The 21994-nt window shown below is 70.6% G+C and carries 17 protein-coding genes; 6 read left to right on the top strand and 11 right to left on the bottom strand.

Going from position 1 to position 21994, the window contains the following annotated elements; genetic code table 11:
* Positions 1-69: 69 nt before the first annotated feature.
* Together ACE3TE_RS05410 and ACE3TE_RS05405 are read right to left on the bottom strand one after the other, a co-directional pair.
* Positions 70-1254, bottom strand: a complete 1185-nt coding sequence (locus ACE3TE_RS05410) for a fatty acid desaturase (protein WP_374602908.1) — start codon at positions 1252-1254, stop codon at positions 70-72.
* Between the two features lie 144 nt (positions 1255-1398).
* The gene (locus ACE3TE_RS05405; RefSeq protein ID WP_374602906.1) at positions 1399-4809 is read right to left on the bottom strand and encodes a mechanosensitive ion channel domain-containing protein; all 3411 of its coding nucleotides are present in this window, start codon (positions 4807-4809) and stop codon (positions 1399-1401) included.
* A 74-nt stretch (positions 4810-4883) separates the two neighbouring features.
* Here ACE3TE_RS05405 and mutM point away from each other — a divergent pair, with 74 nt between their 5' ends.
* The 3 genes from mutM (at position 4884) to ACE3TE_RS05390 (ending at position 9147) form a co-directional block, all read left to right on the top strand.
* Positions 4884-5696, top strand: a complete 813-nt coding sequence (mutM, locus tag ACE3TE_RS05400; RefSeq protein ID WP_374602904.1) for a bifunctional DNA-formamidopyrimidine glycosylase/DNA-(apurinic or apyrimidinic site) lyase — start codon at positions 4884-4886, stop codon at positions 5694-5696.
* A 76-nt stretch (positions 5697-5772) separates the two neighbouring features.
* Entirely contained in the window at positions 5773-6336 is a 564-nt protein-coding gene (locus tag ACE3TE_RS05395; RefSeq protein ID WP_374602902.1) for an ECF-type sigma factor, read from the top strand.
* A 15-nt stretch (positions 6337-6351) separates the two neighbouring features.
* Positions 6352-9147, top strand: coding sequence for a protein kinase (locus ACE3TE_RS05390; RefSeq protein WP_374602900.1), 2796 nt, complete (start codon positions 6352-6354; stop codon positions 9145-9147).
* Here ACE3TE_RS05390 and ACE3TE_RS05385 read toward each other — a convergent pair whose 3' ends face one another.
* From ACE3TE_RS05385 to ACE3TE_RS05375, 3 genes are all read right to left on the bottom strand, one after another.
* On the bottom strand, positions 9148-9780 hold the full coding sequence (locus ACE3TE_RS05385; protein ID WP_374602898.1) for a thymidine kinase: 633 nt from the start codon (positions 9778-9780) through the stop codon (positions 9148-9150). It lies immediately after the preceding gene.
* A 4-nt stretch (positions 9781-9784) separates the two neighbouring features.
* Positions 9785-10510 carry a tetratricopeptide repeat protein gene (locus tag ACE3TE_RS05380; RefSeq protein WP_374602896.1) on the bottom strand — a complete coding sequence of 242 codons (726 nt, stop codon included), beginning with the start codon at positions 10508-10510 and terminating at the stop codon, positions 9785-9787.
* Between the two features lie 76 nt (positions 10511-10586).
* Positions 10587-11327 carry a pseudouridine synthase gene (locus tag ACE3TE_RS05375; RefSeq protein WP_374602894.1) on the bottom strand — a complete coding sequence of 247 codons (741 nt, stop codon included), beginning with the start codon at positions 11325-11327 and terminating at the stop codon, positions 10587-10589.
* A gap of 55 nt (positions 11328-11382) precedes the next feature.
* Here ACE3TE_RS05375 and ACE3TE_RS05370 point away from each other — a divergent pair, with 55 nt between their 5' ends.
* Positions 11383-14124, top strand: coding sequence for a M16 family metallopeptidase (locus tag ACE3TE_RS05370; protein ID WP_374602892.1), 2742 nt, complete (start codon positions 11383-11385; stop codon positions 14122-14124).
* Positions 14125-14231: 107 nt separating this feature from the next.
* Here the strand turns inward: ACE3TE_RS05370 and ubiB are convergent, their stop codons facing one another.
* From ubiB to ACE3TE_RS05340, 6 genes are all read right to left on the bottom strand, one after another.
* Complete coding sequence (ubiB, locus tag ACE3TE_RS05365) at positions 14232-15902, bottom strand: ubiquinone biosynthesis regulatory protein kinase UbiB (protein ID WP_374602890.1); 1671 nt, start codon at positions 15900-15902, stop codon at positions 14232-14234.
* Positions 15899-16537 carry an SCP2 domain-containing protein gene (locus ACE3TE_RS05360; RefSeq protein ID WP_374602888.1) on the bottom strand — a complete coding sequence of 213 codons (639 nt, stop codon included), beginning with the start codon at positions 16535-16537 and terminating at the stop codon, positions 15899-15901. Before ACE3TE_RS05360 ends, ubiB begins: the two co-directional genes overlap by 4 nt.
* A gap of 49 nt (positions 16538-16586) precedes the next feature.
* The gene (locus ACE3TE_RS05355) at positions 16587-16742 is read right to left on the bottom strand and encodes a DUF1328 domain-containing protein (protein ID WP_374602886.1); all 156 of its coding nucleotides are present in this window, start codon (positions 16740-16742) and stop codon (positions 16587-16589) included.
* 96 nt (positions 16743-16838) lie between these two features.
* On the bottom strand, positions 16839-17837 hold the full coding sequence (gene oleD / locus ACE3TE_RS05350) for a 2-alkyl-3-oxoalkanoate reductase (protein WP_374602884.1): 999 nt from the start codon (positions 17835-17837) through the stop codon (positions 16839-16841).
* Positions 17834-19504: an olefin beta-lactone synthetase gene (gene oleC, locus ACE3TE_RS05345; protein WP_374602882.1), complete on the bottom strand. Its 1671-nt coding sequence runs from the start codon at positions 19502-19504 to the stop codon at positions 17834-17836. The genes oleD and oleC overlap by 4 nt, the downstream gene beginning before the upstream one ends.
* 49 nt (positions 19505-19553) lie before the next feature.
* Positions 19554-20477: an alpha/beta fold hydrolase gene (locus ACE3TE_RS05340; protein WP_374602880.1), complete on the bottom strand. Its 924-nt coding sequence runs from the start codon at positions 20475-20477 to the stop codon at positions 19554-19556.
* A gap of 143 nt (positions 20478-20620) precedes the next feature.
* Between ACE3TE_RS05340 and gntA the strand changes: the two genes are divergently transcribed.
* Entirely contained in the window at positions 20621-21343 is a 723-nt protein-coding gene (gntA, locus tag ACE3TE_RS05335) for a guanitoxin biosynthesis heme-dependent pre-guanitoxin N-hydroxylase GntA (protein WP_374602878.1), read from the top strand.
* Positions 21340-21936, top strand: a complete 597-nt coding sequence (locus ACE3TE_RS05330; RefSeq protein ID WP_374602876.1) for a DUF1989 domain-containing protein — start codon at positions 21340-21342, stop codon at positions 21934-21936. Before gntA ends, ACE3TE_RS05330 begins: the two co-directional genes overlap by 4 nt.
* Positions 21937-21994: the final 58 nt, after the last annotated feature.

Below are 21994 nucleotides of genomic sequence, written 5' to 3'. Positions count from 1 at the left end.
GTTCTTTGCCGGGGGCAAAGACAAAAGATTCGCGGCTGAAGCCGCTCCTACAAGAGGGCCGGAAGCGGGTCAGGCGCGCGCGGGCACCATCGAGTAGCCCTTCAGGCGCTGCGAGAACTCCTCGAGCTGGCGGATGCCCGAAGCTTCGGCTTCGGCGCACCAGGCGCGCAGCGCGACCATCTTGGCCTCGGCCTCGGCGCTGCGCAGCTCGTAGATCGCCAGCAGGCGCTGGCGGAACTCGAGCAGGCGCTGGGTGTTCGGACGCTCGGCGACCCAGGCGCTGAAGCGCTCGCGGTTCTCTTCGCTGAGCCACTTGCCGTCGCTGCGGAAGGCGCGGCGCAGGCGACCCGGCAGGTCGGCGGCCTCGGCCTGCAGGTGCGGCTTGAGCACCAGCTTGTAGTAGTCGGTGGCCACCTGCCAGCGGTGCGCCATCATCGCGCGCAGGGTGTCGGCGTCGGGCGCCTGGATGTTCGGGCGCACGTCCAGCTCGGGCGCGACGCGCAGCACCTTGGCCAGGCCGACGGCCTGCAGGCCGCGGATCACGGTCCAGCCGATGTCGAATTCATAGCGGCGCAGCGCGAACTTCGCCGAGCTCGGGAACGCGTGGTGGTTGTTGTGCAGCTCCTCGCCGCCCACCCAGAACGCCCAGGGCGTCAGGTTGGTCGCGGTGTCGGCGGTGTCGAAGTTGCGGTAGCCCCACCAGTGGCCCAGGCCGTTGATGACGCCGGCGGCCCAGAACGGGATCCAGGCCATCTGCAGCGCCCAGATCGCGACGCCCGGCAGGCCGAACAGCGCCAGGTTGATCGCAAGCATCGTCACCGGGCCCATCGTCGGCCAGCGGGTGTAAAGATTGCGCTCGATCCAGTCGTCCGGCGAACCCTTGCCGTACTTCTCGAGCATGTCCTTGTCCAGGCGCGCTTCCTGGTAAAGCTCGACGCCGCGCCAGAGCACCTTGCTGATGCCGTGGAAACGCGGGCTGTGCGGATCTTCCGCGGTTTCGCACTTGGCGTGGTGCTTGCGGTGCACCGCCGTCCATTCCTTGGTGACCATGGCCGTGGTCAGCCAGGACCAGAAGCGGAAGAAGTGGGTCAGCACCGGATGGAAATCGACGCCCCGATGGGCGGCGCTGCGGTGCAGGTACAGGGTGACCGTGAAGATGGTCAGCTGCACCACCACCAGGAAATAGGCGGCCATCTGCCAGTAGCTTGCCTGCGTGAGGCCGCGGGCAAGCCAGTCGAGGAACTCGGGGAACATCGGTAACTCCAGGGAACGGACGCGGGAGGCGGTACACGACGATGATGCCCGCCGGAAACGGCGACGTCACCCTCTGCACCGGTATGGAGGCGCATCCGGGGCCCTGCAAGGGTGCGGAACTGAACCGGTGGTTCAGTCCCGCGTTCAGGCGCCGGTTTCGGGCGCCGCTCCCGACCCGGACCCGGGGCCCGGCGAGGGCGCAGGACCCGGGCCCGGCGCTTCCGGCAGGTCGCGAACGTGCACGTCCAGCTGCGGGAACGCGAAGCCGACCTCGTTTTCCGCGAACAGCTCGACCAGGCGCACGTTCAGCTCGTTGCGCACCGCCAGCCGGTCGATGATGCCGCCGACGAAGACCCGCAGTTCGAAATCGAGCGAGTTGGCGCCGAACTCGAGCAGCCAGCTGCGCGGCGGCGGCGTCTCGAGCACCCTCGGGTTCTCTGTCGCGGCCTGCATCAGCAGGCGGTGCACCAGGGCCGGGTCGGTGCCGTAGTCCACGCCGACCTTCACCACGATGCGGGTGGTTTCGTCGCTCAGCGTCCAGTTCACCAGCTGGCCGGTGATGAAGCTCTTGTTCGGGACCACGATTTCCTTGTTGTCGAAATCCAGGATCGTGGTGGCGCGGGTGCGGATGCGGGTGACGGTGCCGTCGAGGTTGTTGACGGTGATGACGTCGCCGACGCGGAACGGCCGCTCGAACAGCAGGATCAGGCCCGAGACGAAGTTCGCGAAGATTTCCTGCAGGCCAAAGCCCAGGCCCACCGTCAGCGCCGCCGCCAGCCACTGCAGCTGGCCCCAGCGCAGGCCCAGCAGGCCCAGGCCGGCGATGATTCCGACGGTGACGATCGCGTAGCGCGACACGCTGGTGATCGCATAGCGCGAGGCGGAATCCATGTTGACCTTCGACAGCAGGCCGATCTCCAGCAGGCCCGGCAGGTTGCGCGCCGCGACGAAGGTCAGCGCCAGCGCCAGCACGCCCAGCAGCGCCGCCATCAGGGTGATCGGCACCGTGGTGTCGCCGCCGTCGGCCGTGGCCTGCGCCACCGACCACAGCACGACCTCGTCCAGGCGCGCGAAGGCCGGCAGGACGTCCGCCCACACCCACACCAGGCCGGCGGCCAGCAGCACCAGCTTCACCGCGCGCAGCAGGCGCCGGGTCTGGGCGTTGACCTTGTCCAGCGCCAGGTCTTCGTCAACGTCGACCGGAATGGCTTCGCCGCCGCCTTCCTCGGGCGTTGCGCCTTCGGCCCGGGCCTGAAGTTCGGCCTCGCGCTTTTGCTCCTGCCGGCGCAGCGCCAGGCGGCGCTCGCCCAGCGCGAACCAGCGCGCCAGCAGGCCATGCAGCACCGCCACCGCGATGAACACGCCAACGCTGGCGAACTGCGCGTCGAGCACGATGGCGGTGGAATACACGTAGCCCTGCAGCGCCAGCACGGCGCTGGCCGCGAGCGCGGCCGGCAGCAGCAAACGCAGCGCACGCCGGAACCTGGAGGGCTCCGGGTGGGCACCGCGCGCGTGCCTTATGCGGTCGGGCCCGAGCAGCCAGGCCAGGCAGGCCGCGGAAAACACGCTCGCGACGACGACCGCGATGCGGGCCGGCACGTCGATGGCCAGGTCCTGGTCGCGGACGAAGCCCAGGGCGACGATGAAATACGCCGGCAGCAGTACCACCTTCAGCGCGGGCAGCCAGGCCTGCAGGGCTTCGCGGCGCTGCCGGGTCCAGCGGAAATGCGCGTGGGCCAGGCCGCGTTCGCGCACCATCCAGCCCAGGAAGGACAGGGTCAGCGCCGGCAGCGCCACGGCCTGCACCGCCTGCCCCAGCGAATCGCTGTACTTGCCGCGCTCGCCGATGCCCTGCAGCAGTTCGCCGCCCAGCCACAGCGCCGCCGCGCCCGGCAGGGCCGCGACCACGGTCCAGGCCAGGCTTTGCAGCGTGCGCCGGTAGCTGTCCTGGCGGACGTCGCGCAGGCCCTGGCCCAGGGCTTCGATCTGCGTGCGGGCGCGCCGGCGCAGCAGCACCAGCCCCGACAGCAGCATCACGGCCAGCGCGAACACCGCCGGCCGTTCGGCGATCGAGCGCGCGAGCAGGCGTCCGGTGGTGGCGAAGCGTTCCGCCTTGACCAGGTCCATCGCCGCCCCCGGCCAGCGCCCGAACCAGGCCAGGTCGACCGGCGCGTGGCTGCGGATCCACAGCAGGTGGCGGTCAAGCAGCTGGCGCAGCTCGCGGGTGGTGGTCAGGCGCGCCTGCAGCACGCGTTCGGTCTGCTCCAGCGTGGCCGCCTGGCGCCAGAGCATCGGTTCGAGCCGGGCAGCGAGGTCGTGCCGGGCATCGAGCCAGGCCTCCAGCGGGTCGGCCCGTCCATCGGGAACGCCCGGCCCGGACTGGTCGTCACCCCGAGCCGCCTCGGCCCGCAGCGCGGCGGCCTGGGCGGACGCGTCGGCCAGCCCCCGCTGCCGCTCATCGAGCGCGATCAGGCGAAGGCGGGTGTCGGCCAGCGCCTGTTGGGTATCGGCCAGGCGCTCCTCGAGCACGTCGGCGAATTCAAGCCGGCGCATGACGGCCCAGAGCCAGGTGCCGACCTGTTCACTGTTGCCCCCCAGGTCCAGCCGGGTGCGGCTGTCGCGCAGCGCGGCGCGGTCGGCGGCCAGGTCCTGTTCGCTGACGGCCAGGCGCTGGCGGAACTCGGCGAGCTGTTCGTTGGCGGCCAGCAGGTCGCCTGCCATGGCCAGGTTCGTCGCCGCCACCTCCGCCAGCACCGGGTCGTCCGCCGGCAGGGCGTCGGCGCGGGCCGAGACGTCTTCGACCAGCGCCTGGAGGCTGGCGCGGGACTGGTCGCGGATGCGCTGCTGCAACCAGAGCAGGCGTGGTTCGTGCTGGACCAGGCGCTGCCGCAGCAGGCGCAGCTCCAGTTCCTGGGCGCGCTGGCGCACGGCCGATGAGGTCTCGCGCGATTCCCGCAGCGCCAGCTCGGCCTCGAGCCGCTTGCGTTCGGCGGCCTGCCGGACCCGGCGGGACTCGGTCAGCGCGGCCGGTTCGTCCTCGGTGGCCACCACCGGCGCGGCCAGCTCCTCGCGCCGGCGCTGGAGCTCTTCCAGGCTGGCACGGGCCCCGGGGTCGGGCGCGAGTGCGGCGCCGAGGTCGGCAGTCAGCGTGGCGATGCGTTCACTCAGGGCCTCGGCTTCGCGGCGCTCGCGTTCAAGCAGGCCTTCGAGCACCTCGATGTCGGCGCGGGCGGGCAGGCCCTCGCGCCAGGCCGCCAGCGCCTGCCGCGGCGAAGCCTGCAGCTGCCGCTCAAAGCTGCGGGCGCGCTCGGGGGCGGCAGCGGTTTCGGATGCGAGCTCCGCCAGCTCCCGGCGCAGGCGGGCCGTGTCTTCGTCGGCCTTGGTGGCGGCGTCGAGGTTGTCGCTGGCGGCCTGGCGCTGCGGGTCGGCCAGGCTTTCCAGCGCCGAGCGCACCGTGTCGGCCGGGCCCGGCGGCGCCGACGGCCAGGCTGGCGGCGAAAGCATCGCCAGGCCCAGGAACAGGGCGGCGGGAATCAGGGGGAAGGCCGGGCGCATCGGCCAAGGCTATGCCCCCGCGGGCCGCGGCCGCAATTGACGCGTGTTTTTGCCGGCTCTGCCAAACTCCGGCCATGCCCGAACTGCCCGAAGTCGAAACCACCCGGCGTGGCCTGGCCCCGCACCTGGAGGGCCGGCGCATCACCGGCGTGGTGCTGCGCCGCCCCGACCTGCGCTGGCCGATCCCGCCCGAAGTGGCGCGCGAATTGCCCGGCCAGCGCGTGCTGGGCGTGCGCCGGCGGGCCAAGTACCTGCTGCTTGATACCGCCCCCGGCAGCGCGCTGCTGCACCTGGGCATGTCCGGCATGCTGCGGGTGCTGCCCGCCCGCACCCCGGTGGCGACGCACGACCACGTCGACCTGGCCCTGGATTCGGGCCGCGTGCTGCGTTTCACCGACCCCCGGCGGTTCGGCTGCCTGCTCTGGCAGCCTGCCGGCGAAACCCACGAGCTGCTGGCCCACCTGGGTCCCGAACCGCTGTCGGACGCCTTCGACGGCGACTACCTGTTCGCGCTCAGCCGCGGCCGCAAGGCGCCGGTGAAGACCTTCCTGATGGACCAGGCGGTGGTGGTGGGCGTGGGCAACATCTATGCGGCCGAAAGCCTGTTCCGCGCCGGCATCGCGCCCGGCCGGGCCGCCGGCGGCATCAGCCGCGAGCGCTACCGGCGCCTGGCCGATGCGGTGAAGGCCATCCTGGCCCATGCCATCACCCGGGGCGGCACCACCCTGCGCGACTTCCTCAACGCCGACGGCGCGCCGGGGTACTTCGAGCAGGAGCTGTTCGTGTACGGCCGCGAGGGCGAAGCCTGCAAGCGCTGCGGCCGGGCAATCCGCGACGGGCGGATGGCGAACCGGGCGACGGCCTGGTGCCCGGGCTGCCAACGGTGAGGCATCGGGGCTGAAGCCTTTGCCGGGCCGATTGGCTATAGTGTCCCCAGCCCGCGCAGACGGGCCCCGGGGAGACATGAACGAGACCGCCGAAATCACCCAGTGGTTGAGCGCCGCCCGTGCCGGCGACAAGTCCGCGCTCGACCGGGTGCTGGCCACGCTTTACCGCGAGCTGCACGGCATGGCCCGACGCCAGCTGGGCGGCCAGCAGCAGGGCCACACGCTCGACACCACCGCGCTGGTGCACGAGGCCTACCTCAAGCTGGCCGGCCGCGCCGAAGCCGAGTTCGAGGACCGCGCCCACTTCTTCGCCTACGCCGCCAGCGCAATGCGCTCGGTGGTGGTCGATTACGCCCGCCAGCGCATGGCGGTGAAGCGCGGCGGCGACCTGCACCGGGTCACCGACCTGCCCGAGGACGCCGGCGGCGGCATGCGCCTGGACGAAGAAATGCTCGGCCTGGACGTGGCGCTGAACAAGCTTAACGACCTCGACCCGCGCCTGGCCCAGGTGGTCGAAATGCGCTATTTCGCCGGGCTGTCGGAAACCGAGATCGCCGGCCTGCTCAAGCGGTCCGAGCGCAGCGTGCGCCGCGACTGGCAGAAGGCCCGCATGTTCCTGCTGGCGGCGCTGCAGGGCTGACAGGAAACCCCCGCGGTGGACACCGAACGCTGGTCCACGCTGTCCCTGCTGCTCGACGAACTGATCGAGCTCGAACCCCCTGCGCGCACGCGGCGGCTGGCTGAAATCGACACGGTGGACGCCCCGCTGGCGGCCGAGCTGCGCAAGCTGATCGCGCTCGAGGAGGACCGCCCCGACTTCCTGTCCGAATCGGTCGTCGACGCCTCGCTGTTTTCGCCGCAACCGGGCCAGCAGGTCGGCCCCTACAAGCTGGAACGCCCCCTGGGCGAAGGCGGCATGGGCCAGGTCTGGCTGGCCACGCGCGCCGACGGCCTGTACCAGCGCCGCGTGGCGGTGAAGCTGCTGCGCCCGGGCCTGGGCGACGCCGGCCTGCGCCAGCGTTTCACCCGCGAACGGCAGATCCTCGCGCGGCTTGGCCACGCCCACATCGCCCGCCTGCTCGATGCCGGCGTCAGCAGCGACGGCCAGCCCTACCTGGCGCTGGACTACGTGCAGGGCCAGCCGATCACCCAGTACGCGCAGCAGCTGGCGCTGCCGGTGCAGCAGCGGCTGCGGCTGTTCCTGCAGGTCTGCGCCGCGGTCAGCCACGCCCACGCCAACCTGGTGGTGCACCGCGACCTCAAGCCCTCGAACATCATGGTCACGCCGGCCGGCGAGGTCTGCCTGCTCGACTTCGGCATCGCCAAGCTGCTCGACGAACCTCAGGACGGCAGCCCCGAGATCACCGGCACCGGCACCCGCGCGTTCACGCTTTACTACGCCGCACCCGAACAGCTGCGCAACGGCGTCATCACCACGATGACCGACGTCTACGCGCTGGGCGTGGTGCTGTATGAACTGCTGGTCGGCCGCAAACCCTACGATCCCGCGCGCGGCACCGACGCCGCCTGGGAAGAGGCCATCCTGACCGCCGACCCGGTCCGGCCCTCGCTGGCCGCCTACCGCCTGGCCCGTGAAAACGGGGAACCCTCCCCGCGCCGCCTGTCGCGCGAGCTGGCCGGCGACCTCGACAACATCCTGTGCAAGGCGCTCGCCAAGGCGCCGGAAGACCGCTACGTCTCGGTCGAGGCCCTGGCCCAGGACCTGCGCCGGCACCTCGAGGGCGAACCCGTGCAGGCGCGGCCGCACAGCCTGGGCTACCGCAGCCTCAAGTTCGCCCGCCGCAACTCCGTGGCCCTGGCGGTCGCCAGCCTGGTCACGATGATGATGCTGGGCGCGCTGGGCTTCATGGCCTGGCAGACCCGCGTCGCGCTGCAGGAGGCCGAACGCGCGCAGGCCATGCAGGACTTCGTGATCGCCCTGTTCGAGGACACCGAACAGGCCGGCGACGGCGGCCTCGATGCCCGCGCCCTGCTCGACGCCGGCGTGCGCCGCGCCGATACCGAACTGCGCAACCAGCCGCTGGCCCGCGCCGAGCTGCTGGGCCTGGTGGCGCGCCTGCGCCAGGGCCTGGGCGACGACCGCCAGGCCCTGGAACTGCTCGACCGCCAGGCCGACCTGCTCGGCACCCTGCCCGGCTCCGCGCCCGCCCTGCTCGGCGTGGAAGCGGCGGCCCTGCGCGGCCGCAGCCTGCGCAGCCTCGGCCAGGCCGAAACCTGCGTGCGTGCGCTGGTGCCCTGGCTGCCGGTGGCCCAGCAGCAGGCGGCCGCCACGCCGCGCGCCTCGGCCGAATTCCTGTCGCAGCTGGGGCGCTGCCATCGCGAACTCGGTGGTCGCGAGGTCGCGCGCGACCTGTTCGGCCGCGCCCTTTCGCTGCGCAACCAGGGCGATGAAAGCAAGCTGCTGCAGGCCGAAAGCCGGGCGGACCTTGCCGGCCTGCTGGCCGACGAGGGCCGCTACGAGGAGGCAGTGCGCGGCCTGCGCGAGGCCCTGGGCCTGCTGCGCGAAGCCGGCGGCGACCGCAATACCCTCGGCGTCGAGGTCTGGCGCGACCTGGGCCGCTACCAGGTCGCGCTGGGCGACGAGGTCGAAGGCGAATCGTCCTACCGCCAGGCCCTGCAGATCACCCTCGACCGCTTCGGCCTGAACCACCCGCTGACCACCGGCGTGCAGCGTCCGCTGGGGGAGCTGCTGCTGGAAGCCGGCAAGCTGGGCGAATCCCAGCAACTGCTGCGATCCGCCCACGACCGCCTGCTGGCGCGCTTCGGTCCGGACCATCCCGAAGTCGCCGCGTCATGGCACCAGCTGGGCCGCGTGGCCTGGGAACAGGACCGCCGCGAGGACGCCGACGAAGCCCTGCAGCGCAGCCTCCAGCTGCGCCGCCGCGGCAACCTGCTGGTGCAGCATGTGTCGGTGCTGTGCGACCTGGCCCGCGTGCGACTCGCCCGCGACCTCGACGCCAATGCCCGCAGCCTGGCCGAAGAATGCCTGCAGCTTTCGCGCAGCCGGCAGCCTGCGCTGGCCGCCCGGGCCCGCATGCTTCTCGCCGAGCTGGCGCAGGACGCAGGCGACGCGCAGGAAGCACGCCGCCTGCTCGATGAGGCCGCCGAACGCCTCGGCGAGGCCGAGCTCGAGGCCCGTGCCCGCGTCAGCCTGGCCCAGGCGCACCTGGCCCTGCGGCAGGCCCGCCCCGACGACGCCGAAGCCCATCTCGCCAGCCTGCGCACGCTGGCGCGCGCCCATCCGGCCGTCGCCCGGCTTTCGGCCTGGCCAACGGACGTGCTTCAGGCCGAACTGCACTGCCGGGCCGGACGCCTGGGCCAGGGCCGGGTCCTGGTCGCGGCCACCCTGCAGGCCCAGGCCGAAGAACTGCCCGAGCGGCTGCAGCTGCGGCGGCAACTGGCCGCGCTGGCGGCCAGCTGCGGCTCCTGATCAGTCGGGCGTGCCCAGCGGCAGCCGGGGCTGCTGCAGGTCGATGTAACCCTCGCCGGCCATGACCTTCTTGAACTCGCCGCGGCTCACCGAGACATAGCGCTCGTTGCCGCCGATCTCGACCTGCGGGCCGTCGGTGATCGCCCGGCCCTGTTCGTCCACGCGCACCACCATCGTGGCCTTGCGGCCGGTGTGGCAGATGGTCTTGATCTCGACCAGGTTGTCGGCCCAGGCCAGCAGGTACTGGCTGCCTTCGAACAGCTCGCCGCGAAAATCCGTGCGCAGGCCGTAGGCAAGCACCGGCACGTCCAGCCGGTCGACGATCTCGGTGAGCTGCCAGACCTGCCGCTTCGACAGGAACTGCGCCTCGTCGACCAGCACGCAGTGCAGGTCGCCGCGTGCGGCGATGTCGTCCCGGGCGATCGCCAGCAGGTCGTCCTCGTGGCCGAACACGGTTCCGCGCGCCTTGAGCCCGATGCGCGAGGCGACCAGGCCCTCGCCGGCGCGGTTGTCCAGCTTCGGCGTGAGGATGAGCGTGCGCATCCCGCGCTCGTGGTAGTTGTGCGCACTCTGCAGCAAGGTGGTCGTCTTGCCGGCATTCATCGCCGAATAATAGAAATACAGTTTGGCCACCGGCTTACTCTTCGTCGTCGAACTCTTCGGGCAGCGGCGTGCCGGTGCTCATCACCTCGCCCACGTCGACGGTGCCTTCGGCGTTGTTGATCCAGTCGTCGTCCTGCCACTGCAGGTACTGGTCGACGTTCCAGAACTTCTCGTCGTAGAACTTGCTGCCGTCGATGACCTCGGTGCCGCCCGGGGTCGGGATGACGATCGTCAGCGCGCCCACAGAGCCGACACGGCTGCCGGTGGTGTTGCGCTTGGCGAAGCGCAGTTCGCGGTCGAGCCGGGCCTTGGCGACGTCGTCGCCGTATTCGGCATAGACCTGCTGGCCGACCTCGAGCGCGCGCGCGCGGCCCGCGTCGTCGAGTTCGCCCCAGTAGCGTTCGCGCTTGGCCAGCATCAGCGGATACATGCGCTCGGCGGCCAGGTCCATCCAGACGTAGGCGAGCACCTTGTCCTGCGACACACCCTGCCCGCTCCAGTACATCTCGCCGACCATCGCCTGGGACGGCTTGTCGCCGTAGCGCGCGGCGCGCTTGAACCGGACCATCGCGGCGTCGAAATCGTTCTTGCGGTAGTAGCGCAGGCCCGCCAGGCGGTAGCGCAGGTCGGGATGGCCGGACAGGAACGCGGCCGAGGACATCATGACGCGCTCGTCGCTGTCTTCGGCGGTCTGTGCGGCGGCGGGCATCGCCCAGGCGGCGGCGAGCAGGCACAGGCAGGCTAGGGCTTTGAATCGCATCGTCGGGTCTCGCAGGTCAGGAAGGGGGGCAGGCCTAACCCTGCCATCGGCACGTGAAGCAGGCATGGGCCAGCGGTCATGGCAGCGTGAGCCCCAGCAGGTCCGCGGCGCGCACGAACTCCGGATCGGGCGGCGCCACCACCTGCAGGCTTCGCCCCAGGCCCGGATGCGGGAACTCCAGCCGCCAGGCGTGCAGCAGCATACGGTGCACGCCGCGCATCCGGAAGGCGAGGTTGTGGCGGCCGTCGCCGTGGCTGGTGTCGCCCACCAGGTGGTGGTGGATGTGCTTGAGGTGCCGGCGGATCTGCCGGAACCGGCCGGTCCGCGGGCTGCAGCACAGCAGCGCGTAGCGCGAACTCGGATGTTGCTGGCTGGGCCAGTCCACTTCGGTGGTGGCCAGCGTGCGGTAGTCGGTGACCGCGTCCTTCTTCACCGGCTTGCCCGGGCCGCCGTCGAGCGGATGGTCGATGACGCCATCGGACGGCACCGGCCAGCCGCGGCAGACGGCCAGGTAATCCTTGCGGAAGGCGTCGGCCATCAGGCTGCGGCCCAGCGCCGATGCCGTGTCGCGGTCGAAGGCCAGCAGCAGGCAGCCGCTGGTGGCACGGTCGAGCCGGTGCACGAGGAAAATCGGCCGGCCGAACTGCTCGCGCAGCCGGTCGGCGGCGAAATCCGTTTCGCCGCGCGCGAGCTTGCTGTCGTGGACCATCAGGCCGGCGGGCTTGTTCACCACCGCCAGCTGGTCGTCGGAATGAAGGACCTGCATCGGCGGCATTGTCCCACGACCGGGGTTGGCGCGACCGGACGGGGAAGGCATGCTTGGGCCAGGCCCGCCCCCGCGGGCCGCACCACCATGGGGAATCCGCATGCGCATGAGCACCACGGCCCGCTTCCTGGGCGCCTTCCTGTTGGCCTTCGCGATGGCGACGCCGGGCCTGGCCCGCGACACCGCACCCGCCGGTGCCACCGAAGTGGCCTCGGTCGAGGGCATCACCGAATACCGGCTCGCCAACGGCCTGCGCGTGCTGCTCTTCCCCGACCCGACCAAACCCACGGTGACGGTAAACCTGACCTACCTCGTCGGCTCGCGCCACGAAGGCTACGGCGAAACCGGCATGGCCCACCTGCTCGAGCACCTGCTGTTCAAGGGCACGCCGACGAACGAGGATATTCCCGGCGAAATGCGCCGCCGCGGCATCCGCTACAACGCCAGCACCTGGTACGACCGCACCAACTACTTCGGCAGCTTCGCCGCGGGCGAGGACAACCTCGACTGGCTGCTGGCGCTGGAAGCCGACCGCATGGTCAATTCGAACGTGGCGCGCGCGGACCTCGACAGCGAGATGACCGTGGTGCGCAACGAGATGGAGCGCGGTGAATCCGAGCCCTTCCGGGTGATCTGGTCGCGCCTGGTGTCCACCGCCTACCTCTGGCACAACTACGGCAACAGCACGATCGGCGCCCGCGCCGACGTCGAGAACATGCCGATCGAGGCCCTGCAGGCCTTCTATCGCCGCTATTACCGGCCCGACAACGCCACCCTGCTGGTGGCCGGACGCATAGAGCCCGCCGACGCGCTGGCAAAGGTGGTGGAACATTTCGGTCCGCTGGCCAAGCCGGCGCAGCCGCTGCAGGACACCTACACCGCCGAGCCCGTGCAGGACGGCGAACGCGAGGTGACCGTGCGCCGCGTTGGCGAAACGCGCCTGGTCGGCCTGTCCTACCACATCCCCGCGTCCGCCCATCCGGACACGGCCGCGCTGCAGGTGCTCGGGCAGGTCCTGGGCGACACGCCCAGCGGCCGCCTGCACAAGGCGCTGGTCGAGCCGGGACTGGCGTCGAGCGTCAGCGCAAGCCCGTGGCTGCTGGCCGAGCCGGGCGTGTTCCTTTCCTTCGCGATGCTGCCGGTGGAGGGCAATGACCAGGAGGTCGCCGACGCGCTGGTCGCCGGCCTCGAGCAGGCCGCCGACACGCCCTTCAGCGAGGACGAGGTCGGCCGGGCGAAGACGCGCCTGCTCAAGAACATCGAGCTTCTGTTCAACGACCCCAATGGCACGGCGATGGCGCTCTCCGAGGCGATCGCGGCCGGCGACTGGCGGCTGTTCTTCGTGCGCCGCGACCGGATCGAGGCGGTGACGGCGGCCGACGTCGAGCGGGTCTCGCGCACCTACTTCAAGCGCGCGAACCGGACGCTGGCGCGGTTCGTGCCCACCGAGGCGCCCGACCGCGCCGAGATCCCGGAGGCGCCGGCCGTGGCCAGCCTGGTCGACGGCTACGAGGGCCGCGAGGCGGTGGCCGCCGGCGAGGCCTTCGATCCGAGCCCCGCGAACATCGACGCGCGCACGCTGACCAGCAAGCTTTCCAACGGCACCGAGGTCGCACTGCTGCCCAAGCAGACCCGCGGCGACACGGTCACGCTGAGCCTGGGCTTCCGCTTCGGCAGCATCGAAGAGGTCACCGGCCACGACCTGGCCGCCAACATGGCCGCGGCCATGCTGATGCGCGGCAGCCGCTCGCTCGACCGCGAGCAGATCAGCCGGCACCTGGACGAGCTCAAGTCGCGCGTATCGATCAGCGGCGGTAGCCAGAGCGTGGGCGCGGGCGCCACCACCACGCGCGAACACCTGCCGGAGTTCATTGCCCTGCTGGCCGACATCCTCAAATCGCCGGCCTTCCCGGAGGACGAGTTCGAACAGCTGCGCGGCCAGGCCATCACCGGCCTGCAGGCCAGCGTCAACGATCCGCAGGCGGTGGCGTCGCGGGCGATGAACCGGCATTTCTCGCACTGGCCCAAGGGCCATCCCTGGTACGTGGGCACGTTCGAGGAAGACCTTGCCGACCTGCGCGCGCTGGAGCTGGACCAGGTACGCGACTTCCACACCCGCTTCCACGGTGCCGGCCACGGCGAGATCAGCCTGGTCGGTGATTTCGATCCCGAAGAGGTGAGCGCCCTGCTGGAGGAACATTTCGGCGACTGGACCACGGCGCGCCCCTACGTGCGCCTGGAAAACCCGGCGCGCCCGCCGGAATCGGTGCAGCGTGAGCTGGAAACCCCGGACCAGGCCAATGCGGCGATCTACCAGCGCGCGGAGTTCCCGGTGTCCGATTCGCACCCCGACTACGCCGCGCTGCTGGTGGCCAACAACATCTTCGGCAGCGGCGGCATGAAGTCGCGGCTGGGTGACCGGGTGCGCCAGACAGATGGCCTCAGCTACTCGGTGGGCGCCAGCTTCAATGCCTCGATCGAGGACGAGAACGCCACGCACCAGCTGTATGCGATCGCGGCGCCGGAGAACGTGGCCAGGGTGCGAACGGCCTTCGCCGAGGAACTGGCGCGTTTCGTCGACAAGGGCATCACCGAGGCCGAACTCAAGGACGCCGTCGACGGCCTGCTCAAGTCGCGCGTGATGGGTCGCGCCGAGGACGGCAACCTGGTCGGCCTGCTGCGCAGCAACCTGCAGCATGACCGCAGCCTGCAGTGGAGCGCCGACCTGGACGCCAAGCTGGCCGCGCTGACCACCGACGACGTGAATCGCGCGATCCGCGAACACATCGGCGAACTGCAGTACAGCGTGATCGCCGCCGGCGACTTCGGCAGCCTCAAGGCCGAATAAGCCCCTGTAGGAGCGCCTTCAGGCGCGAATCTTTTGCTTTTGCCTTTGCCTTTGGCAAAGAAGGGATTCGCGCCCGAAGGCGCTCCTACAGGCAGGGCCGTGCTGCGTCAGCGGCGCGGCCAGGCGGCCAGGAACGCGCCGAAGGCGCCGAGTCCGGCGATGGCGGCAGCAGCAGGAATGCCCAGCAACTGCGGGCCGCCGGCTTCCAGCGCATACAGCACCGCCGCGACGATCATCAGGCCTGTGCCCAGGATCGCGTAGACGGTCTGGCGCTGGCCGGCGCGCGAGATGCGCGCGAGTTCGGCCAGGTCTTCGCTGCGCATGCGGATCGAATGTTCGCCGCGCACCTGCTGGGACAGGAACTCGTGCACCAGGCGCGGCATGTCCGGCGCGTGGGTGATCAGCTCGGGCAGGCGCTTGCGGAACTCGTTGCCCAGGGTCGCCGGGCTGTAGCGTTCGCGCAGGATCTTCTCCAGCACCGGCCGCGCCTCGGCCCAGATGTCGAGCTTCGGATCCAGCAGCCGGCCCACGCCCTCGATGTTGAGCAGGGTCTTCTGCAGCAGGATCAGCTGCGGCTGCAGCGTGAGTTCGTAGCGCTGGGCAGTCTTGAACAGCTTCACCAGCACCTCGCCCAGCGATATCTCGCTCAGCGGTCGGGTGAAGTAGGGCTCGCAGACCGCACGCGTGGCCGCTTCGAGTTCGTCGATGCGCACCGTCGCCGGCATCCAGCCGGCTTCGACGTGCAGTTCGGCGATGCGGCGGTAGTCGCGCTGGAAGATCGCCATGAAGTTTTCGGCCAGGTAGTACTGGTCGCGGCGCGTCAGCTGGCCGACGATGCCGAAGTCGATGGCGATGTAGCGCGGGTTGTCCTTGCGCGCCGGATCAAGGTCGACCCAGATGTTGCCGGCGTGGGCATCGGCGTGGAAGAAGTTGTCGCGGAACACCTGCGTGTAGAACACGCGCACGCCGCGCGCCGCCAGCGCCTTGCGGTCGATGCCGGCGGCGTCCAGCGACTCGACGTCGTCGGAGGGGATACCGCGCACGCGCTCCATCGTGAGCACGCTTTCGCTGCTGTGGCTCCAGAACACCTCGGGCACGTACAGCTCGTCGCTGCCGGCCCAGGTGCGGCGCATCAGGCTGGCGTTGGCGCCTTCGCGCTGCAGGTCGAGTTCGGCGTAGAGCGTGGATTCGATTTCGCTGACCACTTCCTGCGGCCGGATTTTCTCGGCCGCGGGATGGTGCCGGTCGGCCAGCGCCGCCAGGGTGCGCAGCAGGGCGATGTCGTCGCGGATGCGCTGGCGGATGCCGGGGCGCAGCACCTTCACCACCACCTCGCGGCCGTCGTGCAGGCGCGCGGCGTGCACCTGGGCGATCGAAGCCGAGGCCAGCGGGGTGTTTTCGAATTCGGCGTACAGGGTGTCGATCGGCTTGCCCAGGCCGGCTTCGATGCGCTCGCGCGCCAGTTCGGCCGGGAAGGGCGCGACGCGGTCCTGCAGCAGCGACAGCTCTTCGGCCATGTCCGGCGGCAGCAGGTCGCGGCGGGTGGACAGCACCTGGCCGAACTTGACGAAGATCGGGCCCAGTTCCTGCAGGGCCAGGCGCAGGCGCTGGCCGCGCGGCAGGTCGGTGGCGCTGGCGCGACGGGTGATCGGCTTCAGCAGCCAGAGCCAGCCGCCGACCGCGGTGTCTTCGAGCAGCGAATCCAGGCGATGGCGCAGCAGCACGCGCACGATGCCCAGGGCGCGCAGGCTGCCACGTGCGCTGCGCAGCGGGCTCATTTGCCTGCCTCCGGCGCGAGGCGGGCCAGGCGCGCGGCCAGGCGTTCAACCTGGTCGCGCAGTTCGTCGACGTCGTCGTGGAAGGCAGCCAGTTCGGCCTTGCCGACGAGGTCGCGGCGTTCTTCGGTGAGGTAGTCGACGGCGTCGCGGGAGAAGCCTTTTGCGAACTTCAGGCCGCCGGCCAGGGCTTCGCGCAGGACACGCGCGGCCTGCGGCCCGAACACGGGGCCCAGGGCCTGGGCGAAGGGCTTGTCCCAGTCGGGGTCGAAACGCTGGGCGAGCTTCTGCAGCTGCCGGGCCAGTTCGGCGTCGCCGTTGATGCGCACCTTGCCGACCGGCGGGGCGCCGGGCGGGCGCAGGAAAGGCAGCTGCGAAAGCACGCCGGAGATCGTGGCGCGAACGCCGAGATCGGGCTCATCCTTCGGTGGCCCCACCACCAGCCGGCCGTCGGCGACGGCAAGCTCCAGGGCGATGGGCGGCGCTTCGAGCGCCAGGCCGATACGACGACCGCCGAGGCCACGCAGGGCTTCGGCGGTGTCGGGGTCCAGTTCAACGAGCCGGTTCAAGGCCTGTTCCAGCGCGCGGCCGGCCAGGGGCTTGAGGGCGTCGAGGGGGGAAGCGGCATGGTCCGTCATGCCGGCATTCTAGCGGGCTGGCGCCCGGACGCGGCGCCAGCCTCCCGGGTCACGTCTTCTTCTTGAGGAAGGACACGATGGCCAGGATCAGGAAAACGACGAACAGGATCCAGGCGATCGACGACGCGGCACCGGCGATGCCACTAAAGCCCAGCACGGCGGCGATGATGGCGATGATGAGGAAGATCAGCGCGTAATGGAGCATGTTTGCTCTCCTTGTTGTTGTTGGACCCGGTGAGATCGGGCAGGGACGAAGCTAGCCCCGCCTACCTGACTCTGCGCCAACAAGCTGAGCGACCCGTTAAGCCTGCGCGTTCCACCACCGGGCCAGGCGCCGCAGGCCCTCGTCCGTCGACACGCGGGGCACATAGCCGAAGTCGCGCGCGGCGGCGGAGATGTCGTACCAATGCGGCGTCGACAGCTGCTCGGCGAGGAACCGCGTCATCGGCGGCTCGCCTTTCAAACCCAGCAAGGGCCAGGCCCGTTCGAGCACTGCGCCGGCGGCATAGGCCAGGCCATAGGGCAGGCTCTTGTCGACCGGCGGCTGGCCGGCGGCCGCGAGCAGGTCGTTGACGATGCGTCGCACTTCGCGTGGTTCGCCGTTGGAAATGAAGTACGCCTTGCCGGCGCAGGCCGCGCCCGGGGCGAGCGCGTTGAAGGCCAGCACATGCGCCTGCGCGGCGTTGTCGATGTAGGTGGTGTCCATGCGGTTGTGGCCACCGCCGATGAAACGCAGGCGCCCGGCTTTCGCGCGCTCGACCAGCCGCGGCAGCAGCTGGGTGTCGCCGGGGCCCCAGATCAGGCGGGGGCGCAGCGCGACGGTCGCCAGGGTGGCGTCGTTGGCGGCAAGCACCTCGCGTTCCGCGATCAGCTTGGTGGCCGGGTACGGCGCTTTGAACTTTTCGCCATAGGGCGTGCCGGCTTCATTTCCGCCTTCGACGGCGGTGCGGCCGCTGTGGGTGACGCTGGGCGTGGACGTGTACACGAGCCGGCCGATGCCGTGCACACGCATCGCCGCCAGCACGTTGCGGGTGCCGGTGACGTTGGCGGCGAAATAACTCGCCTCGCTGCCCCAGGCGCCGGCCTTGGCGGCATTGTGGAAAACGCCCTGCTGGCCGTCGAGCGCCGCCTGCACGGCGGCCGCGTCGGCCAGGTCGCCGCGCACCTGGCGCACGCCCATGGCTTCGAGCGCGGGCGAATGGCTGCGCTGGAAGCTGGTGACCTCATGCCCTTCGGCCTGCAGCGCGCGGCACAGGGCCTGGCCGAGGAAGCCGGCGCCGCCGGTCACCAGTAGTTTCATCGGCGCCACTTCATTTCCTTCGCGGCCCAGGCGGCCAGGGTTTCGCGGCCGATCTTGGCGTTGTGGCGGATGTCCACGGGGAAGCCGTCGTGGATCAGGAAATGTTGGATGCGCGCGGTGTGCACGAATCCGTTGGCCAGGTGGCGCAGTTCGTCGAGCACGCGTTCGTGTTCGTACTGCGGCAGGTGCGGGGCCATTTCCACGCACAGCACGGCCTGCTGCAGGCCGGCTTCGCCGACGCCGACCAGGGCGGTGCGCGCGACCTCGGGATGCGTGTTGAACACCGGCTCGACCTGCTCGGTGTAGAGGTTGCCTTCCGGCGTGCGGACGCGGTGCGACTTGCGGCCGCAGAACCAGAGGCGGCCTTCGGCGTCGAAGCGGCCCAGGTCGCCCATGCGGTGCACGATGCGCTCGCTGCCGTCGGGCAGGCTTTCGCGGATCTTGGCCAGGGCGGTGGCTTCGGGGCGGCGGAAATATTCGTCGGTGGCGGTGGGGCCGGCGACGGTGATCTCGCCGATCATCTCCGCACCCAGTTCCTGCACCTGCGACCAGTCGGGGATCGCCTCGTCGGTGATGGCGATTATGCGCACCTGGTTCGGCGGCACCGGCAGGCCGACGCAGGTGCCGGCGCCCTGCTCGGTGGCTTCTCGGGTGGCCTGCAGCTCGCGGCCTTCGATGACGGCGACGGGCAGGCATTCGGTGGCGCCGTAGGGCGTCCAGAAGCGGGCATCGGCGGGCAGCAGTTCGCGCATCTTGGCGACGACGTCGGCAGGCACCGGCGCACCGGCGGAGGTGACGCGACGCAGCGTTGGCAGCGGCTGGCCGTGCTCCGCCAGCACGCGCATCAGCGCCGGCGAGCCGAACAGCTGGTCGATGCCGAACTTTTCGATCGCCGCGTGCAGCTTGCGCGGGTCGGCTTTCGCCGGCCGGGTCGGGTCCATGTCCGGGATCACCGAGGCCATGCCCAGGGCCGGGTCGAACAGCGCGAACGGCGGGAAGGTCGGCAGGTCGACGCCGCCGGGCGTGATGCCGAAGGCGTCGCGCAGCATGTCGACCTGGGCGACGAAGTGGCGGTGGCGATACACCACGCCCTTGGGCACGCCGGTCGAGCCGGAGGTGAACAGGATGGCGGCAACGTCGTCAGGCGCAGTGCCGGCCAGCTGCGGCCCGGCCCCGGCGCCTGCGGCTTCGATCGCCGCCAGCGTGGGCCCGCCCCAGAACCAGCGCCGCCCCACCGTCACTACCGTGCTTGCGCCCGGCGCCCAGCGCAGCAGCCTGCGCGCCAGCACCGCCAGCGGAATGCCGATGAAGGCCTGCGGCTCAGCTTCACCCAGGCACTGGCGCAGCGCCCGCTTGTTGATGCCCGGGTCCACCAGCACCGGCACCGCGCCGGCCTTGAACAGCGCGAACATCAGCAGGAAGAACTCCGGCGACGGCCGCACCATCACCACCACCCGGCTGCCGCGCGCGATGCCCTGCTTCGACAGGCCCGCCGCGATGGCATCCGATCGCCGGTCGAGTTCGCCGTAGCTGAGCACGACGTCGTAACGCGCCAGCCCATCCGCCCCACGCCGCCCCGGGCAACGCATCGCCACCCGATCCGGCGCCTGCGCCGCCAACCTCGGCAAGGCCCCGGCGATGTTGCAAACAATGGGGTCAGAGAACATTAGCGCTTCAATTCCCCGTTTCAATCGTTAATGTTCTCTGACCCCATTTTCAGTGGCGGTCGAGGAACTGGCGGATGGCGGGGACGAGGATGTCGGCCTTGTCTTCAAGCACGTAGTGGCCGGCGTCTTCGAAGGCGTGCACCTCGGCCTGGGGCAGCGCCTGGGTGAAGCCCTTCAGGAAGTGCTGGTCGAACACGAAATCGCGCAGGCCCCAGCCGATGAAGGCCGGGCGGTTGGCGTAGGTTGGCAGGCGCTTGCCGGCGTCTTCGACCAGGTCCCAGGCGCGGTCGCCGGGCTGCAGCGGGATGTCCTGCACGAAACGCACCGTAGAGATGCGCGACTGCCAGTTGTCGTAAGGCGCCAGCAGCGCGCGCTTGACGTCCGGAGCCAGCGGCTTTTCCACGCCCTGGCTGGCGGCGCCGCCCGCGAAGGCGTTGGCGCCGCGGATCAGCCATTCGCCCACGCGCCAGTTGCGGCCCAGGTTGAGCTGCCAGGGCAGCGGCTTGGCCGGCGGCAGCGGGAAGGCGGCGGTGTTGAGGATTACCAGGCGCCTGATGCGCTCGCTGTGCTTGAGCGCCCAGCCGAAGCCGATCATGCCGCCCCAGTCGTGCACGGCCAGGGTGACGTCGCCGGTGACGCCGGCGTGCTCGAGCAGGCGGTCCAGGTCCTGGATGCGGCTGCGCAGCGTGTAGGTGTAGGCAGCATCGCCCGGCTTGTCCGACAGGCCCATGCCCATGTGATCGGGCACGATGCAGCGGTAGCGGTCGCGCAGGCCCAGCACCAGCTTGCGCCAGTAGTAGGACCACGACGGGTTGCCGTGCAGCATCAGCACCACCTCGCCCTGGCCCTCGTCGAGATAGCTCTGGGTCAGGCCGTTGGGGTGCACGAAGGACTTGGGCGCGAAGGGGTAGTCCGGGAACGGGCCCTTGGCCAGCAGGCGCGCCTGTTCGGCGCTTTGGGTCTGGTTTTCCATGGCCGGGATTCTACGCGAGGGCCGGCGCCCGCGGGCCGCCGGCGCTGCAGAATGCAGGGTGCTGGCTGCGTTTTGCAGGTTTAAACCCCGGACATGGGCGCCCCGCTACGGTGTGTTTGAACCCGAACCGAGGCCCTGCCGCCATGCGCACGCCCCCCGGAAGCTTCCGGCACCCGCCGGCCGACGCCGACACCGCGGCCGAGTCCCGCGTCTCGCGGTTTCGCGAGCACGTCGAGGCCGCCGACTTCCCCTGCGTCGGCGCCAAGGCCGCGCTGGCGCGCGACGCGCTGGAAGTGCACGCCTTCGGGCCGCTGGGATCTCGCACCAACGACGGCCCGCTGCTCGACCGCATCGTGCGTTTCGCAAGGCGCCGCGAACACGACGACCCCGATGACACCACGGTGCACTCGCTGGTCGCGGTGTTCGACGGCCCCGGCGAGACCGACGAGGCGCGCTTCGAAGCGCTGCTGTGGTCGCAGCTGCAGCGCCTGCACCTGCTGGACGTGCGGCGGGGTTCGCGCTGGGCCAGCGAGGTGTCGCAGGATCCGGACGACCCCCGGTTCAGCCTGAGCCTGGGCGGGCATCCGTTTTTCGTGATCGGCCTGCACGCCGGCGCCTCCCGCATCGCCCGGCGCCTGCCCTTCCCGGCGCTGGTGTTCAACTCCCACCGCCAGTTCGACCGGCTGCGTGCGGACGGCCGTTACGCCAAGATGCAGGCCGCCACCCGCGAACGCGACATGGCCCTGCAGGGCTCGATCAACCCCAACCTGGCCGACTTCGGCACCGCGCCGGAAACGCGCCAGTACAGCGGCCGCGCCGTCGAACCGGGCTGGCGCTGCCCCTTCCACGCGAGCAAGCCGCGATGACGCCAAACCAACGCATTCCGCCCTGCTCGGCCCGCGCCGAGACCCTGGCCGCCGGCGACGAGCTGGTGATCATCGATCCCGAGGGCCAGCAGGTCAGCGACCTGGTGGCCTTCAACGCCGACGACCTGGACGAATACCTCTCGTCCGGACGCTCGATCGACTACGCCGCCAGACTCTGGCTGAGCACGGGCGACCTGCTGTATTCGAACCGCAGCCGGCCCATGTTCGAGATCGTCGAGGACAGCTGCGGCCGGCACGACTTCACGCTGACGCCGTGCTCGAAGGACACCTTCCGGATCATCTACGGCGAAACCGAGAACCGCCCGGGCTGCGAAGGCAACCTGGCCGCCGCGCTGGCGCCGCACGGCATCGGCACCGACCGCATCCCGATCGCCTTCAACGTGTTCATGCACGTGCACTTCGACGCTGACACGGGCGCGGTCACGGTGAAGCCGCCGCTGAGCAAGCCCGGCGACCACATCCGCCTGCGCGCGCTGATGCCGCTGGTGGTCGCGATGACCGCCTGCTCGGCCGGCCAGTCGAACAACTTCCGCTACAAACCCATCGACTACCGGGTGGACCGCTGCCAGTAACGGGGACAGGTGCAATTTCCGCCTGTCGTTTGGCCAGGCCGGGCCAATACATCAGGCG

This window comes from Arenimonas sp., assembly GCF_041919775.1.
Taxonomy (GTDB): Bacteria; Pseudomonadota; Gammaproteobacteria; order Xanthomonadales; family Xanthomonadaceae; genus Arenimonas.
This window is presented reverse-complemented; position numbering and strand designations above follow the sequence as displayed.

What these genes read in the sequence shown, in the direction of transcription:
- ACE3TE_RS05375 (WP_374602894.1), bottom strand. Translation starts at nt 11,327, where the DNA reads ATGCCTTCCCCGTCCGGTCGCGCCAACCCCGGTCGTGGGACAATGCCG.
- mutM (WP_374602904.1), top strand. Translation starts at nt 4,884, where the DNA reads ATGCCCGAACTGCCCGAAGTCGAAACCACCCGGCGTGGCCTGGCCCCG.
- ubiB (WP_374602890.1), bottom strand. Translation starts at nt 15,902, where the DNA reads ATGAGCCCGCTGCGCAGCGCACGTGGCAGCCTGCGCGCCCTGGGCATC.
- oleC (WP_374602882.1), bottom strand. Translation starts at nt 19,504, where the DNA reads ATGTTCTCTGACCCCATTGTTTGCAACATCGCCGGGGCCTTGCCGAGG.
- ACE3TE_RS05410 (WP_374602908.1), bottom strand. Translation starts at nt 1,254, where the DNA reads ATGTTCCCCGAGTTCCTCGACTGGCTTGCCCGCGGCCTCACGCAGGCA.
- ACE3TE_RS05355 (WP_374602886.1), bottom strand. Translation starts at nt 16,742, where the DNA reads ATGCTCCATTACGCGCTGATCTTCCTCATCATCGCCATCATCGCCGCC.
- ACE3TE_RS05380 (WP_374602896.1), bottom strand. Translation starts at nt 10,510, where the DNA reads ATGCGATTCAAAGCCCTAGCCTGCCTGTGCCTGCTCGCCGCCGCCTGG.
- ACE3TE_RS05330 (WP_374602876.1), top strand. Translation starts at nt 21,340, where the DNA reads ATGACGCCAAACCAACGCATTCCGCCCTGCTCGGCCCGCGCCGAGACC.
- ACE3TE_RS05405 (WP_374602906.1), bottom strand. Translation starts at nt 4,809, where the DNA reads ATGCGCCCGGCCTTCCCCCTGATTCCCGCCGCCCTGTTCCTGGGCCTG.
- ACE3TE_RS05370 (WP_374602892.1), top strand. Translation starts at nt 11,383, where the DNA reads ATGAGCACCACGGCCCGCTTCCTGGGCGCCTTCCTGTTGGCCTTCGCG.
- ACE3TE_RS05360 (WP_374602888.1), bottom strand. Translation starts at nt 16,537, where the DNA reads ATGACGGACCATGCCGCTTCCCCCCTCGACGCCCTCAAGCCCCTGGCC.
- ACE3TE_RS05395 (WP_374602902.1), top strand. Translation starts at nt 5,773, where the DNA reads ATGAACGAGACCGCCGAAATCACCCAGTGGTTGAGCGCCGCCCGTGCC.
- oleD (WP_374602884.1), bottom strand. Translation starts at nt 17,837, where the DNA reads ATGAAACTACTGGTGACCGGCGGCGCCGGCTTCCTCGGCCAGGCCCTG.
- ACE3TE_RS05340 (WP_374602880.1), bottom strand. Translation starts at nt 20,477, where the DNA reads ATGGAAAACCAGACCCAAAGCGCCGAACAGGCGCGCCTGCTGGCCAAG.
- gntA (WP_374602878.1), top strand. Translation starts at nt 20,621, where the DNA reads ATGCGCACGCCCCCCGGAAGCTTCCGGCACCCGCCGGCCGACGCCGAC.